The following is a 14,444-nucleotide window of genomic DNA, read 5'->3' as shown; positions in this document are numbered from 1 at the left end:
GAGAGAGCGGGCGGCGGGGGAGGCGTGGAGGCCCGGTGCGGCTCCAGGCACCACGGATGGGCTCGCCGCTCGGCAAGGCGGCGCTGGCGGTCGTCGTGGCCACCGCCGTCCTCGCCATCTCGCGCTCGGAGCTCGGCTCCCATCGCACGTGGGCGGAGGGCCCCGCGCCCGCCCTGCTCCCGGCCACCACCCCGCTGGGAGGCTCCTTCCCGGTGCGCTACCTGCCGGGGGCCGACGAGGGCCCGTCCGTCAGGGCGGCCGCCGCCATCCTGATGGAGGCCTCCACCGGCACCGTCCTCTTCGCCAACAACGAGCATCAGCGGCGAGCGCCGGCCAGTACCACCAAGATCGTCACCGCTCTTTTGGCCATCGAGTCGGGCACGCTGCTGGACCTGGTGCAGGTCTCCCGGCGGGCCGCTTCGGTGACCGGCTCCTCGGCCGATCTGGTGGCAGGCGAGCGCTACACCCTGGAGGAGTTGCTCTACGCCCTCATGCTGCCGTCCGGCAACGACGCCGCCGTCGCCATCGCCGAGCACCTCGACGGCAGCGTGGAGGGCTTCGCCCGGCGGATGAACCGCAGGGCTCGCGAGCTGGGCGCCTACGGCTCCCGCTTCGTCAATCCGCACGGGCTCGACGACCCCAACCACTATTCGACGGCCTATGACCTCGCCCTCTTCGCCCGCACGGCGCTGCAGTTTCCCCTCTTCGCCCGCATCGTGGGCACCCGGGCCTACAGCGCCCTCACCCACGACACCACCTGGCACAACACCAACCGGCTGCTCTGGAGCTTCGACGGGGCGACGGGCGTCAAGACCGGCACCACCGGCCGGGCCGGCAACTGCCTGGTGGCGGCCGCCTCCCGGGACGGCACCACCCTCATCTCCGTCGTCCTCGACAGCGCCGACCGGTGGGCCGATAGCGCCCGGCTGCTCGAATACGGGTTCTCCGCCTTCGCCCGGGTCGAGCTGGCCCGCCGCGACGAGGAGGTGGCCCGTGCCGTGGTCGCCGGAGGTCGCCCGGAGGAGCTGCGGGTGGTGGCGGGGGAGACGCTGGCCACGGTGGTGCCCGTCCGCCAGGTCAAGGACGTGCGAGGAAGGGTCGAGCTCGACCCCCTGCGCCCGCCCATCGTGGCCGGCGCCCGCATCGGGCAGCTCGTGGCCTACGTCGGCGAGCGGGCCGTGGCGCGGGTCCCCCTCCTGGCCGCGCACGACGTGGCGCGCGGGCTCTGGTGGTGGCCGTGGCGGTAGAGACGGCCGCATCCTCCCTCACACGCGTCGGATGGGAGCGGCCGAGGCCAGCAGCCGCCGCACCCCGGCGCCCGGGAAGGCGACGGTCAGGATCAGGTCGCGACCGTGCCGCTCGGCGCTCACCACCGTACCCTCGCCGAAGGCGTCGTGGGCCAACCGGTCGCCCGGCTTCCACGCGTCGACCGCCCCGTCCCCGTCTCCCAGCTGCCCGCGGCCACCGCGCCAGCTGACGGCGGCGCCCGCGGCATCCCGCACGCCGCCCTCCAGGGTGGCCGCGGCCCGGGCCACCTCCCGCCGCCACCACGTCTGGCTCACGTCCTGGACCAGGTGCGTCGGGATCTCGCCCACGAAGCGCGAGACCTCGTTTTGCGCCAGCTGCCCGTACATCGCGCGCATGCGGGCGCAGGTGAGGTAGAGCCGCTCCCTGGCACGGGTGATGCCCACGTAGCACAGGCGCCGCTCCTCTTCCAGCGCCTCGGCTTCGTAGAGGGAGCGGCCGTGGGGCAGCACCCCCTCCTCCAGGCCCACCAGGAAGACCACGGGAAACTCGAGCCCCTTGGCCGCGTGGAGGGTCATCATGCTGACGGCCTGGCTCTGCTCGTCGTAGGCGTCGGTATCCGACATCAGCGCCACGTGGGCCAGGAACTCGTCGAGCCCGGCGCCCGGGTGCTCCTCCTCGAAGCGCCGGGCCAGGGAGAGCAGCTCCTCCAGGTTCTCGATGCGGGCCTGGGCCTCGTCGGTACCCTCCTGGCGCAGCTCCGCCAGGTAGCCCGACTCCCGGATCACCCGCTCGATGCAGGCGGTCAGGGCCTCCTCGCGAGCCAGGGATCGCCAGCGCTCCAGATCGGCGGCGAAGGTGCGCAGGGCCTGCGTGGTCGGTCGATTGAAGAGCCCGGCGTCGCAGGCGGGTGCGATGGCCTCCCCGACGGGCAGCCCCCGCTCCTCGGCGAAGGCCTCCAGGCGTGCCACCCCCGCCTCGCCCACGCCCCGGCGCGGCACGTTGATGATGCGGCGCAGGCTCAGGATGTCGCCGGGCGACGCCACCAGCCGCAGGTAGGCCAGGACGTCCTTGATCTCCTTGCGCTCGTAGAAGCGCAGGCCCGCCACGATCCGGTACGGGATCTGGTGGGCCAGGAAGGCCTCCTCGAAGGTCCGGGATTGGGCATGGGTGCGGTAGAGCAGCGCCACGTCCTGGTACTGGCGGCCCTCCCGCACGGCCTGGCGGATCTGCTCCGCCACGAAGGCAGCCTCGCCCCGCTCGTCCTCCGAGCGACAGAAGACGATGGGCGACCCCGTCGGGTTGTCGGTCCACAGGCGCTTCTCCAGGCGGCGCGTGTTGTGCCGGATCAGGTGGTTGGCCGCCTCCACGATGGTCGCGGTGGAGCGGTAGTTTTGCTCCAGACGGATGACCCGGGCGCCGGGGTAGTCCCGCTCGAAGGAGAGGATGTTGCGGATGTCGGCGCCCCGCCAGCCGTAGATGGACTGCATCTCGTCGCCCACCACCATCAGGTTGCGGTGGGCGGCCGCCAGCAGGTTGACCAGCTCGTACTGCGCATGGTTGGTGTCCTGGTACTCGTCGACCAGGATGTAGCGCAACCGCCGCCGCCACCGGGCCAGCACGTCGGGCTGCTCGCGAAAGAGCCGCACGGTCTCCATCAACAGGTCGTCGAAGTCGAGGGCCCGTGCCTCCCGCAGCCGCTCCTGGTACCGGCGGTACAGACGCGCCACCAGCCGCTCATGCGGCGTGGTGGCATCCTGGGCGGCCTGCGCCGGGTCGATCATCTGGTTCTTCCATTGGGAGCAGGCAGCCAGCACGCCCCTCGGGTCGTAGCGACGCGGGTCCACGTCGAGGTCCTTGAGCGCCTGGCGCATCACCTGGAGCTGGTCGGGGGTGTCGTAGATGGCGAAGTCACGGGGCAGCCCGGCGTGGGCGGCCTCCCGGCGCAGGATCTGCACGCACGTCGCATGGAAGGTGCCGACCCAGAGGCGTCGGGCCAGGGCCGGCCCCAGGAGCCGCTCGAGGCGCTCCACCATCTGCTGGGCCGCCTTGTTGGTGAAGGTGACCGCCAGGATCTCCTCGGGCGCCGCCGCCCCGGTGGCGATGAGATAGGCGACGCGGTAGGTGAGCACCCGGGTCTTGCCGCTGCCGGGGCCGGCGATGACCAGGAGCGGCCCCTCCACGTGCTGCACCGCCTCGCGCTGCGGCTCGTTGAGCTCCCGCAAGAAGGGTACCAGAGCGGGCGACCAGGCTCCCGCGCTCATCGCCCGCTCACTCCCCCCGCCGCCGGCGCAGCTCTTGCCAGACCGCCTCCGACGGCAGCTCCGCCTGCTCCAGCACCACCAGGAGGTGGTAGAGCAGGTCGGCCGCCTCCCAGGTCAGGGCTTCCCGGGCCCGGCGCAGCGCCTCAGCCTGCTCGGCTCCAGCGGCACCCCGCCGGGCGGCCTCCACATCCTTGGCGGCCAGGATCACCTCGCCGCTCTCCTCGGCCAGCTTCTTGAGCGGGCCATCGGCCCCCCGGGCCAGCAGCGCGGCGGTGTACGAGCCAGGCGGCGCGTGACGCCGACGGTCGGCGATGACCCGGCGCAGCTCGTCCAGGATGGCGGCGCCCGCCGGCGCCGGCCCTTCCTCCCCCACGGGCACGTGGCGGTAGAAGCAGCTCCAGGCACCCGTATGGCACGCGCCGCTGCCGTGCTGATCGACCACCAGCAGCAGCGCGTCGCCGTCGCAGTCCACCCGGATCTCGCGCACCCGCTGGACGTTGCCCGAGGCCTCGCCCTTGGTCCAGAGACGGCCCCGACTGCGGCTGAAGTAGGTGGCTCGTCCGGTGCGCAGCGTCGTCTGCAGCGCCTCGCGATCCATGTAGGCCAGCATCAGCACGGCGCCCGTCGCACGGTCGACCGCGACCGCCGGCACCAGCCCGTCCGGCCCGAACCGCACGCTGTCGACCAGCGCGTCGGGCGAGAGGGCGCTGAACTCGTTGCTGCGCTCAGCCTCGCCGGCCACGGTCGTCCCCCCCATCGGCCGAGGGTCGCTCGCGCACCGCGATGCCGTGCCGGCGCAAGAAGGCCTTGGCCTCGGCGATGGAGTGGCGGCCGAAGTGGAAGATGGAGGCGGCCAGCACCGCGTCGGCCCCTCCCAGCAGCACGGCATCCCGCAGATGCTCCAGGGTGCCGGCCCCGCCCGAGGCGATGACGGGAACGTCGACGCGGTCGGTGATGGCCCGCAAGAGCTCGCAGTCGTACCCCTCCCGGGTCCCGTCGCGGTCCATGCTGGTCACCAGGAGCTCGCCGGCACCTCGGCGCGCCACCTCCTCGGCCCACTGCACCGCATCGAGGCCCGTGGGGCGCCGCCCCCCGTGGGTGTAGACCTCCCACGAGCCGTCGCCCCCGCGGCGGGCATCGATGGCCACCACCACGCATTGCGCGCCGAACCGGTCCGACAGGCGTGAGACCAGCGACGGGTCGTCGACGGCCGCCGTGTTGACCGACACCTTGTCCGCACCGGCCAGGAGCAGATCCCGCACGTCCTGTTCGTTTCGCACGCCTCCGCCGACCGTCAGCGGCACGAAGAGGCCCTCGGCCGTGCGGGCGACGGCCTCCAGCAGGGTGCGCCTGCCCTCGGCGGAGGCCGAGATGTCGAGGAAGACCACCTCGTCGGCGCCCTCGCGCTCGTAGCGCCGGGCCAGCTCGGCAGGGTCGCCGGCGTCCTGCAGGTCCTGGAAGCGGACCCCCTTGACCACCCGGCCTCGGTCGACGTCGAGGCAGGGGATGATGCGGCATGCTTGCATGTCACGTCGCCCCGCCGCAGGCGGTCGCGCGGCCGGCCGCCGCGATGGCCTCCGGCAGGGTCAGCCTCCCTTCGTAGAGGGCCCGACCGATGACGACGCCGGCCAGGCCCAGACGCGCCAGCGCCTCCACGTCCGGGGCCGATCCCACCCCGCCGGCGGCCAGGACGTGCAGGCCCTCGCCCGCCACTGCCAGCGCCGCCGCAGGGTCGAGGCCCGAGAGGTGCCGTCGGCCTGCGTGTCGGTCACCAGAGCCCACCGCACGCCGGCCGCGTGCAGCCGCCGCGCCAGCTCCGCCGGCGACTGGTCGCTGGCCTCGGTCCACCCGCTCACGACCACGCGCCCGCCCCGGACGTCGATGGCGGCCCAGACCCGCTCGGCCCCCCAGGCCGCCAGGGCCGGCTCGATCAGCCCGGGATCCAGCGCCCCCGTGCCCAGCATCACCGCCGACGCCCCGGCTTGCAGCGCCTGGCGCACGGACTCCAGGGAGCGCAACCCGCCACCGAACTGCACCGGCACCCCCGCCGCCTGTGCGATCCGCTCCAGGAGCGGAAGGTGCGCCGGCCGGCCCTGCCGGGCTCCGTCCAGGTCGACGACGTGCAGCCGGCGGGCACCCGCTGCCACCAGGGCCCGTGCCCAGCCGATGGGGTCGCGCGCGTAGCGGGTCGCCTCGTCGAAGCGCCCCTGTCGCAGTCGCACCACGGTCCCCTCCATCAGGTCGATGGCGGGGACCACCCAGAACTCCCTCACCGCTGTCGCTCCGCCCAGCGTACGAAGCGCGCCAGCATGGCGAGCCCCTCGGCGCCGCTCTTCTCCGGGTGGAATTGCACGCCGCCCGCCGCCCCCCTCCAGGCCGCCGCGGCGAAGCGGATCGAGGCCTGGCTGCCCCGGATGGTGCACCAGGCCACGACGTCGTCCGACGACCCGGGCTCGGGATAGTAGGAGTGGGCGAAGTAGACGTACGCCCCTTCGCCGGGCCGGTGGTCCTCGAAGAGGGGAGCGAAGCGCCCGGTCAGCTCCAGGCGGTTCCACGCCATGTGAGGGACCGTGAGGCCCGCCCCGAGACGACGCACCCGCCCCGTCAGCCACCCCAGGCCCCTCACCGCGCCGGTCCGCCGGTCCCGGCCCACCTCCTCACCCTCGTCGAAGAGGAGCTGGTAGCCGAGGCAGATCCCCAAGAGCGGCCGCCCGGCCTGCAGGTAGCGGCGGAGACCCTCCGCCAGGCCGCTTCGGTCCAGCGCGCGCATGGCCGCGTCGAAGGCCCCCACCCCGGGCAGCACCACCGCCCGCACGTCGCCGAGCCCCTGCGGATCGACGACCCTCACCACGTGGCAGGCGGGGGCGGCGGCCCTGAGGGCACGCTCGACGGAGGCCAGGTTGCCCATCCCGTAGTCGACAAGACCGATCCGCATGTGGCCGACCGCCCCCCGTGCCTCCCTCTAGAGCACGTCCTTGGTGGAGGGGATACGATCGGGACGGGCCGGATCCACGGTCACGGCCATGCGCAGGGCGCGTCCGACCGCCTTGAAGACGGCCTCGGCCGTGTGGTGGAGGTTGAGGCCCGCCAGCTGGCGCACGTGCAGCGTCAGTCGCCCGGCGGAGGCCAGGCCCTGACAGAACTCCCGCACCAGCTCGACGTCGAAGTCGCCCAGGCGAGCCCCGGCGGCGCCGTCGAGCCCTGGCGCCTCCCAGGCCAGGAGGGGCCTCCCCGACAGGTCGACGGCCACCAGGGCCAGCGCCTCGTCCATCGGCACCAGCGCATGGCCGAACCGGACGATCCCGCGCCGCTCGCCCAGCGCCCGATCCAGCGCCTGGCCCATGGCCAGGCCGGTGTCCTCCACCGAGTGATGCGCGTCCACATGCAGGTCGCCCACCACGGCCAGCTCCAGGTCGAAGAGGGCGTGGTGCGCCAGGGCCATCAGCATGTGGTCGAAGAAGCCGATGCCGGTCTTGACCTGGGCCCGGCCCTGGCCGTCCAGCGCCAGCGTCAGGGTGATGCGGGTCTCCGCCGTCACGCGCTCCACCGAGGCGCGACGCAGCCCGCGCTCGGCCGACGTCACCGTCGCTCGCCGCCTCTCCGGTCGTCCGCCTCCAGCCGCACGGCGATGGAGCGGGCGTGCGCCTCCAGCCCCTCGGCGCTGGCCAGGGCCTGCACGGTGCCGGCCATGCCGGCCAGGCCCCGGGGAGAGGCGTGCACCATCGCGCTGGCGCGCACGAACGTGTGGACTCCCAGACCCGACGCGAAGCGAGCCGTCCCGTTGGTGGGCAGGATGTGGTTGCTGCCGGCGGCGTAGTCGCCCAGCGCCACCGGGCTGTGCGGCCCGATGAAGATCGCCCCCGCCGAGCGCACCCGCCCCGCCAGCGCGATCGCGTCCTGCGCGACGACCTCCAGGTGTTCGGGGGCGATGGTCGAGACCAGCTCGACGCCCTCGGGGTCCAGGCTGCGACAGACGATGGCCGCGCCCCACGCCTCCAGCGCCGAGCGCGCCAGGTCGCCACGGGCGAGCGTCGACAGCTCGCGCTCGATGGCTGCCAGCACGGCCTCCACCAGCGGCTCCGAGTCGGAGACCAGGATGGCCGCGGCGTCGGGGGCGTGCTCCGCCTGGGCCACCAGGTCGGCCGCGATCCAACCGGACGGAGCCTCCCCGTCGGCCATCACCACGACCTCGCTGGGGCCGGCGAGGGCATCGATGCCGACGATGCCCACCACCTCACGCTTGGCCAGCTGCACGAAGAGGTTGCCGGGCCCCACGATGACGTCCACCGGCGGCACCGACTCGGTGCCGTAGGCCAGCGCGGCGACGGCCTGGGCGCCCCCGACCTGCAGCACCCGGTCGGCCCCCGCCAACCGAGCGGCCAGCAGGATCCCCGGGTGGACCGGGGGCGGGGTGGCCACCACGATCTCCTCCACACCGGCGATCCGGGCGGGGATGACGCCCATCAGCACCGTCGACAGCAGGGGCGCCAGCCCACCCGGCACGTAGACCGCCGCCCGCCGCACCGGGCGCGGCCACCACCCGACCTGGATGCCGGGGGCGCTCTCCTCGAAGACCGGCGCTGGCGCCTGTCGCCGGTGGAAACGCTCGATGGCAGCGGCCGCCGCCCGCAGCGGCGGCACCAGCGAGGCCAGCGAGGGGTCGGAGGCCGCCGCTTGCAGGCGCTCCGCACCCACCCACAGCTCGCCGGGCGGCATCTCCACGCGATCCAGCTCCCGTGTCCAGCGGACGAGGGCGGCGTCGCCCTCGCGGCGCACGCTGTCGAGGATCCGGCGCACTGCCTCCAGGGGGGTGGTACCGGGCCCGAAGAGCCGGTCCAGCGTGGCGCGGGCCCGACCGGTGACCGGCACGTCCCACAGCAGGGGCCGCCGCAGCGCGGCCCGGATCTCGTCGAGGCTCTGGCGCCGGGTGTCGAATCGCCGCATCGTCACCCTTCCCGCCCTCTCACCGGGCGGACGGGCACCAGACCCCGCATCTCCGAGATGAGGCGGGCGATGCGATCGTACTTGAGCTTCCAGCGGACCGGGTTGGCGATGAGACGGCCCGATATCTCGGCAATGGTCGAGATGGCGACCAGCCCGTTGGCCTCCAGCGTGCGACCGGTCTGCACCAGATCGACGATGGCGTCGGCCAGCCCCACCCGGGGGGCCAGCTCGATGGAGCCATCCAGGCGCACCACCTGCGCCGGCAGCCCCACCGATTGGAAGTAGGCCAGGGTGGCGCGGGGATAACGGGTGGCCACCCGCACCGGGGCCTCCATCTCCTCGACGCCACGCACGCCGGAGCCCTCCGGCACCGCCACCTGCATCCGGCACCGCCCGATGCCCAGGTCCAGCAGCTCCACCACGGCCGGCTCGACCTCCATCAGCACGTCCTTGCCCACGATGCCCAGGTCCGCCGCACCCGCCGCGACGAAGGTGGGCACGTCGAACGGCTTGGCCAGCAAGAATCGCACCCCGGCCCCGTGGTCCAGGGTGACCAGGTCACGAGAGGCTCCCACGGCCGCACTGGCATCGAGGCCGACCTGGCCCAGCAGCGCGACGGCCTCGGAGGTGAGCCGGCCCTTCGGCAGCGCGATGGTGAGGTCGGGGGCCTGTCCGTGGTGCATGTCGATCGAGGCCAAGGACAACCCTTCCAGATCCCTGTGGCGCTTACCAGACGATAGCACGGGGCATCGGACCCGGTCAATGACGAGGACGATGGGCCCGGGGCCGCCCCGTGGTGCCGTCCTCGCCGTCAGCCGGCGACGGTCCGGCGGGTGCACGCATCGACCGGAGCAGCTCGACGAGGCGCCCGGCGTCGGTCTCCTGCCAGGGATGGTCCCCCTGGTCGTCCACGCGCCGGACCCGGAGCCGATCGGCCCGGTGCCTCGCGTCCGCCAGCACGACCCAGGCGGCACCCTGCTGGCGTGCCGCCTCGACGCTCTCCTCGAGGGGACGCGCCAGCGGATCCAGCGCGGCCACCAGCCCGGCCTCTCGCAAGCGCCGCAGCAGCTGCCAGACGGCACCCGCGCCGCCATCCTCGTCTGCGCGGGCGTCACCCGCGACGACCCAGGCGTCGAGGCGCGGCTGACCGTCCGGGAGACCCCGACGCTGGCGAGCCCGGGTCAGCCGCTCCAGGCTCAGGGCGAAGCCCGTGGCCTGTAGCGGCAGGCCGAAGCGCGCCATCAGGGTGTCGTAGCGCCCTCCCGTCGCCAGCGACGCGCCGCCGCCCGGCGCGTACACCTCGAAGATGGCACCGGTGTAGTAGTCCAGGTCCTTGACCATGCCCAGGTCGACGGCCAGGTGCGGCCCCAGGCCCAGCGAGGCGAGGTGTCCGATGAGCCGCTCGAGCGAGGCCAGCGCCGCCCTCGCGCTCTCCACGGGGCACTCGTCCAGAGCACGGCGCACCACACGGGCGTCGCCCCGGGCCTCCACGAGTCCGGCCAAGAGCCGCGCCACCCGGTCCGGTACGTCGGAGCGGCCCAGCAACGCCTCGAAGGTGACGAAGTCTCGCCGCACCAGGGCCTGCTGCACATCGGCCCGCAGCGTGGCCGGCAGCTGGTCGAGCAGGGCCTGGACGTAGCCGGCGTGCCCCACCTCCAGGTGCGGCCCCTCGATGCCGGCCTCGCGGCAGCTCTCCCAGGCCAGCGCCATCACCTCGGCGTCGGCCATCTCGGAGGAGGCGCCCACCAGCTCGACCCCCGCCTGCCCGAACTCCCGGGGATCGTCGGGACGGAGCCGGTCGTACCGGAAGACGCTGCCGATGTAGAAGAGCCGCAGCGGCAGCGGGGCCGTTCGGAGCCGCCCGGCGATGAGCCGCGCCACCGACGCGGTCCAGTCGGGGCGGAGCACCACCACCTGGCCCTCCCGGTCCACGAACCGGTAGAGCTGGCGAGCGGGGAGCTGCCCGCCCGCCCGGCGGACCACCTCCTCGAGCTCCAGGGTGGGGGTGACGACCTCACGGTAGCCCCAGCGCTCGAAGCGCGCCCGCAGCCGGGCCTCGAGGCGCCTGCGGGCCGATGCGGCATCGGGCAGGAGGTCCAGGGTCCCGGGCGGTGGCTGAAGCGGTGGCAGATCCGTCACGGTGCCTCTGCGTCACTCCCACTCGATGGTGGCGGGCGGCTTGGGGCTGATGTCGTACACCACCCGGGAGACGTAGGGCACCTCGTTGGTGATGCGGTGGGAGATGCGATCCAAGAGCTCGTACGGGAGCCGCACCCAGTCGGCCGTCATGCCGTCGTGGCTCTGCACGCAGCGCACCGCCACCACCGGGCCGTACAGCCTGGCGTCGCCCTTGACCCCGACGCTGTAGCTGCCGGTCCAGACAGCGAAGGCCTGCCAGACCTCCCGGGCGAGCCCGGCCCGCTCCACCTCCTCCACGACGATGGCATCGCAAGCCCGCACCGTCTCCAGCGCCTCGGGGGTCACCTCGCCCACGATACGCACGGCGAGCCCGGGCCCCGGAAAGGGATGGCGGTCCACGATGCGGTCGGGCAGCCCCAGCTCCCGCGCCAGGGCCCGCACCTCGTCCTTGAAGAGGAAGCGTAGCGGCTCCACCAGCCGCAGCCCCATGCGCTCGGGAAGCCCCCCGACGTTGTGGTGGCTCTTGATGGTGGCCGTCTTGCCGCCGCCCGACTCCACCACGTCGGGATAGAGCGTCCCCTGGACCAGGTAGCGCACATCGGGCAAGGCGCCGGCCGTCTCCTCGAAGACCCGGATGAACTCCTGGCCGATGATCCGTCGCTTGCGCTCGGGGTCGCGCACGCCCCGCAGCGCCTGCAAGAAACGTGCCCCTGCATCCACCGCGATGAGCGGCATGCCGAGTCGCTCTCCCAGCTCCCGCCGCACGAAGTCGGGCTCGCCCTGCCGCATCAGACCGTGGTCGACGAAGATGGCGGTGAGCCGGTCACCCAGGGCCCTGTGCACGAGCGCCGCCGCCGTCGCCGAGTCGACCCCTCCGCTGAGGGCCACCACGGCCCGCCCCTCGGGCAGCTGCTGGCGCAGTGCGTCGACGGCCCGCCGCCCGAAGTCACGCGGGTCCCACCCTCCCGAGACGCCGGCCAGGTCGTAGAGGAAGTGGCGAAGCAGCGCCGTGCCGAAGGGCGTGTGCGCGACCTCCGGGTGGAACTGCACCCCGAAAAGGGGGCGCTGCTCGTGCTCCATGGCTGCCACCGGCGAGACGGCCGTGCGCGCCACCGATCGAAAGCCGGGCGGCGGCTCCACCACGACGTCGCCGTGGCTCATCCAGCAGACCAGCCGGTCGCCCGGCCGACCGACCCCATCGAAGAGGCGCCCGCTCGAGGAGCCGTCGGGCGCGCCCAACAGTTCCAGCTCGCTGCGCCCGAACTCCTGCCGGTCGCCCCGCCGCACCTCGCCCCCCAGCGCCTGCGCCATCAGCTGCATGCCATAGCAGATGCCCAGGACGGGCACTCCGGCCGACCAGAGCTCCGGGTCCACGCCGGGCGCCCCGGGGGCGTAGACGCTCGACGGGCCTCCCGACAGCACCAGCGCGCGAGGCCGGCGCTCGAGCAGCGCCTGCGCGGGCAGGTCGCCGGGCACCACCTCGCAGTAGACGCCCAGCTCCCGGATGCGCCGGGCGATGAGCAGGGCGTACTGGGCTCCCAGGTCCAGCACCAGGACCGGCTCCGCGCCGGCCAGGCCCCCCGGATCGACGGTGACGACCTCGGCAGAGACGGAGGGCCCGCTCATCAGCGCCCGCCCTGGTCGCGGATCACCTCGGGCCGCAGCACGCCGATGAACGGGAGATTGCGGTAGCGCTCGGCGTAGTCCAGCCCGTAGCCCACCACGAACCGATCGGGGATCTCGAAGCCGACGTAGTCCAGCTCGACGGGGATCTGGCGCCGCTCCCGCTTGTCGAGCAGGACGCAGACCCGCAGGCTGGCCGGCCGGCGCGAACGCAGGTTGTCGAGGAGGTAGCGGATGGTCAGCCCGGTGTCGACGATGTCCTCGACGATGAGGACGTCGCGCCCGGCGATGGGGTGGTCGAGGTCCTTGAGGATGCGGACCACCCCGCTGGACTGGGTCCCGGTGCCGTAGCTGGAGATGGCCATGAAGTCGACCGACGCGTGGATGGTCAGGGCCCGGAGGAGATCGGAGAGGAAGAGCACGGCCCCCTTGAGGATGCCGATCAGCACCGGCTCCCGACCACGGTAGTCGGCCGAGATCTGCTGGCCCAGCGCCTGGACGCGCCGGGCGATATGCTGCTCGCTGACGAGGACCTCCTGCACGTCGTCCAGCAATGGAGATGCGAGGGCCCTTGCACTTGCGTGCGCGGCCCTGTCCAGCGTGACGGGCTCGTCCTGCTCCATGATCCCGCTGCCGCCCCCGGCGGCGCGACCTGCCCACCCTCCCCGCGACCGCCACCCCACCCCCCGCCGCCACAAGCGGCGAGAGGGATGCCGAGTTTCGGACGCCGATGTCGATGCTTTAGCCCTATCATACACGCCCGCCGGGGCGACACAACTCAGAAGGTGCCCAGGTACTGCTCGACCTCCCACCGGTGCACCTGGGTGCGGTAGACGTCCCACTCGATGCGCTTGGCCTCCACGAACCGGGCGAAGACGTGGGGACCCAGCGTGCGCACCACGACGTCGTCCTGCACCAGCTCCTCCAGCGCCTCCTCCAGGGAGCCGGGGAGGCTCTCGATGCCCGCCCGCAGGCGTTGCTCGGGGGTCATGCGGTAGACGTTGGCGTCCTGCGACTCGGGCGGGCTCAAGGCCCGTCGGATGCCGTCGAGCCCGGCCGCGATGACGACGGCGAAGGCCAGGTACGGGTTGGCCGAGGGATCCGGCGACCGCAGCTCCACCCGGGTGGCGGCCCCCCGCGCGGCCGGCACCCGCACCAGGGCGCTGCGGTTTTGGGCGGACCACGAGATGTAGACGGGCGCCTCGTAGCCCGGCACCAGGCGCTTGTAGGAGTTGACCAGGGGGTTGGTCACCGCGGTGAAGCCCCGGGCGTGGTGCAGCAGGCCGGCGATGAAGTGCAGGGCCGTGCCGGAGAGCTGATACGGGCCCGAGGGGTCGAAGAAGGCGTTGGTCTCTCCGGCCATGAGGGAGATGTGCGTGTGCATGCCGTTGCCGGCGATGCCGTAGATGGGCTTGGGCATGAAGGTGGCGTGCAGCCCGTGGCGGGCGGCGATGGTGCGCGTCACCACCTTGAGCGTGGCCACCCGGTCCGCCGCCACCAGGGCGTCGTCGTACCGGAAGTCGATCTCGTGCTGGCCCGGCGCCACCTCGTGGTGGCTCGCCTCCACCTCGAAGCCCATCGACTCCAGGGCGAGCACGATCTCCCGGCGGGCGTCCTCGCCCAGGTCGATGGGCCCCAGGTCGAAGTAGCCGGCCTCGTCCTGCGTCTGCACCGTCGGGCGCCCGTCGGCGTCCCGCTTGAAGAGGAAGAACTCGCACTCGGGCCCCAGCATGACGCGGAAGCCCATCTCGGCCGCCTCCTGCAGCACGCGCCGCAGCACCCATCGCGGGTCGCCCTCGAAGGGCCGACCGTCGGGTCGGTAGACGTCGCAGATGAACCGGGCCGTACGGCCCTCGGGCCGCAGCCCGGGGAAGAGGCAGTAGGTGGAGGGGTCGGGCCGCAGGATCATGTCCGACTCCTCGATCCGGGCGAAGCCCTCGATGGAGGAGCCGTCGAACTGGATGCCCTGTCGCAGCGCCCGCTCCAGCTGCCGGACGGGGATGGCGACGTTCTTGACGATGCCCAGGATATCGGTGAACTGCAGGCGCACGAAGTCGACGCGATCCTCCTGGGCGCGGCGGATCAGCTGCTCGATGGTCTCCTCTTGCATCTCGCCGGCGCACCGCCCTCCTATCGTGACCCTGACCGCCCGGGCCGGCCGTCCGACCGCGTCGAGCGCGGTCGACGCCCCCGGGCGGCGGCGTCACGTCACCTGGGTCGGTACGCCGT

13 protein-coding genes and 1 pseudogene are annotated in these 14,444 nt (G+C 73.2%); 1 reads left to right on the top strand and 13 read right to left on the bottom strand.

The annotated features are described in order from the left end of the window. The first annotated feature begins 35 nt into the window (after positions 1-35). Positions 36-1,247 carry a D-alanyl-D-alanine carboxypeptidase family protein gene (locus VLY81_RS04380; protein WP_324669811.1) on the top strand — a complete coding sequence of 404 codons (1,212 nt, stop codon included), beginning with the start codon at positions 36-38 and terminating at the stop codon, positions 1,245-1,247. An 18-nt stretch (positions 1,248-1,265) separates the two neighbouring features. On the opposite strand, the gene pcrA is transcribed toward VLY81_RS04380, so the two are convergent. The 13 genes and pseudogenes from pcrA to glnA all read right to left on the bottom strand — a co-directional run bounded on the left by pcrA (position 1,266) and on the right by glnA (position 14,325). Then, entirely contained in the window at positions 1,266-3,509 is a 2,244-nt protein-coding gene (gene pcrA / locus VLY81_RS04375; protein WP_324669810.1) for a DNA helicase PcrA, read from the bottom strand. Positions 3,510-3,516: 7 nt separating this feature from the next. Then, complete coding sequence (gene hisIE / locus VLY81_RS04370; protein ID WP_324669809.1) at positions 3,517-4,251, bottom strand: bifunctional phosphoribosyl-AMP cyclohydrolase/phosphoribosyl-ATP diphosphatase HisIE; 735 nt, start codon at positions 4,249-4,251, stop codon at positions 3,517-3,519. Next, positions 4,235-5,035, bottom strand: coding sequence for an imidazole glycerol phosphate synthase subunit HisF (hisF, locus tag VLY81_RS04365; RefSeq protein WP_324669808.1), 801 nt, complete (start codon positions 5,033-5,035; stop codon positions 4,235-4,237). The genes hisIE and hisF overlap by 17 nt, the downstream gene beginning before the upstream one ends. 1 nt (position 5,036) lies before the next feature. Next, positions 5,037-5,165, bottom strand: coding sequence for a hypothetical protein (locus tag VLY81_RS14545; protein ID WP_405001283.1), 129 nt, complete (start codon positions 5,163-5,165; stop codon positions 5,037-5,039). 146 nt (positions 5,166-5,311) lie between these two features. Beyond that, a pseudogene (locus VLY81_RS14540) lies at positions 5,312-5,746 on the bottom strand (1-(5-phosphoribosyl)-5-[(5-phosphoribosylamino)methylideneamino]imidazole-4-carboxamide isomerase); the annotation flags it as partial. 32 nt (positions 5,747-5,778) lie between these two features. Beyond that, a complete protein-coding gene (gene hisH / locus VLY81_RS04355) occupies positions 5,779-6,444 on the bottom strand; it encodes an imidazole glycerol phosphate synthase subunit HisH (protein WP_324669806.1) in 666 nt (221 codons plus the stop codon). Between the two features lie 27 nt (positions 6,445-6,471). After that, on the bottom strand, positions 6,472-7,092 hold the full coding sequence (gene hisB, locus VLY81_RS04350; protein WP_324669805.1) for an imidazoleglycerol-phosphate dehydratase HisB: 621 nt from the start codon (positions 7,090-7,092) through the stop codon (positions 6,472-6,474). Further along, entirely contained in the window at positions 7,089-8,453 is a 1,365-nt protein-coding gene (gene hisD / locus VLY81_RS04345) for a histidinol dehydrogenase (protein ID WP_324670338.1), read from the bottom strand. The genes hisB and hisD overlap by 4 nt, the downstream gene beginning before the upstream one ends. 2 nt (positions 8,454-8,455) lie before the next feature. Then, entirely contained in the window at positions 8,456-9,151 is a 696-nt protein-coding gene (gene hisG / locus VLY81_RS04340) for an ATP phosphoribosyltransferase (protein WP_324669804.1), read from the bottom strand. A gap of 61 nt (positions 9,152-9,212) precedes the next feature. Then, positions 9,213-10,592 (bottom strand): ATP phosphoribosyltransferase regulatory subunit, encoded by a 1,380-nt coding sequence (hisZ, locus tag VLY81_RS04335; protein WP_324669803.1) that lies wholly within the window; start codon positions 10,590-10,592, stop codon positions 9,213-9,215. A gap of 12 nt (positions 10,593-10,604) precedes the next feature. Further along, complete coding sequence (guaA, locus tag VLY81_RS04330; protein WP_324669802.1) at positions 10,605-12,218, bottom strand: glutamine-hydrolyzing GMP synthase; 1,614 nt, start codon at positions 12,216-12,218, stop codon at positions 10,605-10,607. Next, positions 12,218-12,769 (bottom strand): hypoxanthine phosphoribosyltransferase, encoded by a 552-nt coding sequence (hpt, locus tag VLY81_RS04325; RefSeq protein ID WP_405001328.1) that lies wholly within the window; start codon positions 12,767-12,769, stop codon positions 12,218-12,220. The genes guaA and hpt overlap by 1 nt, the downstream gene beginning before the upstream one ends. 224 nt (positions 12,770-12,993) lie before the next feature. Then, positions 12,994-14,325, bottom strand: coding sequence for a type I glutamate--ammonia ligase (gene glnA, locus VLY81_RS04320; protein WP_324669800.1), 1,332 nt, complete (start codon positions 14,323-14,325; stop codon positions 12,994-12,996). Positions 14,326-14,444 lie beyond the last annotated feature (119 nt).

Origin of the sequence: Limnochorda sp. LNt (genome assembly GCF_035593265.1) — a bacterium.
In the GTDB taxonomy this organism is placed as follows: Bacteria; Bacillota; Limnochordia; order Limnochordales; family Geochordaceae; genus Geochorda; species Geochorda subterranea.
Note: the sequence above shows the minus strand (reverse complement) of the source record. Positions and strands in the feature narration are given on the sequence as shown.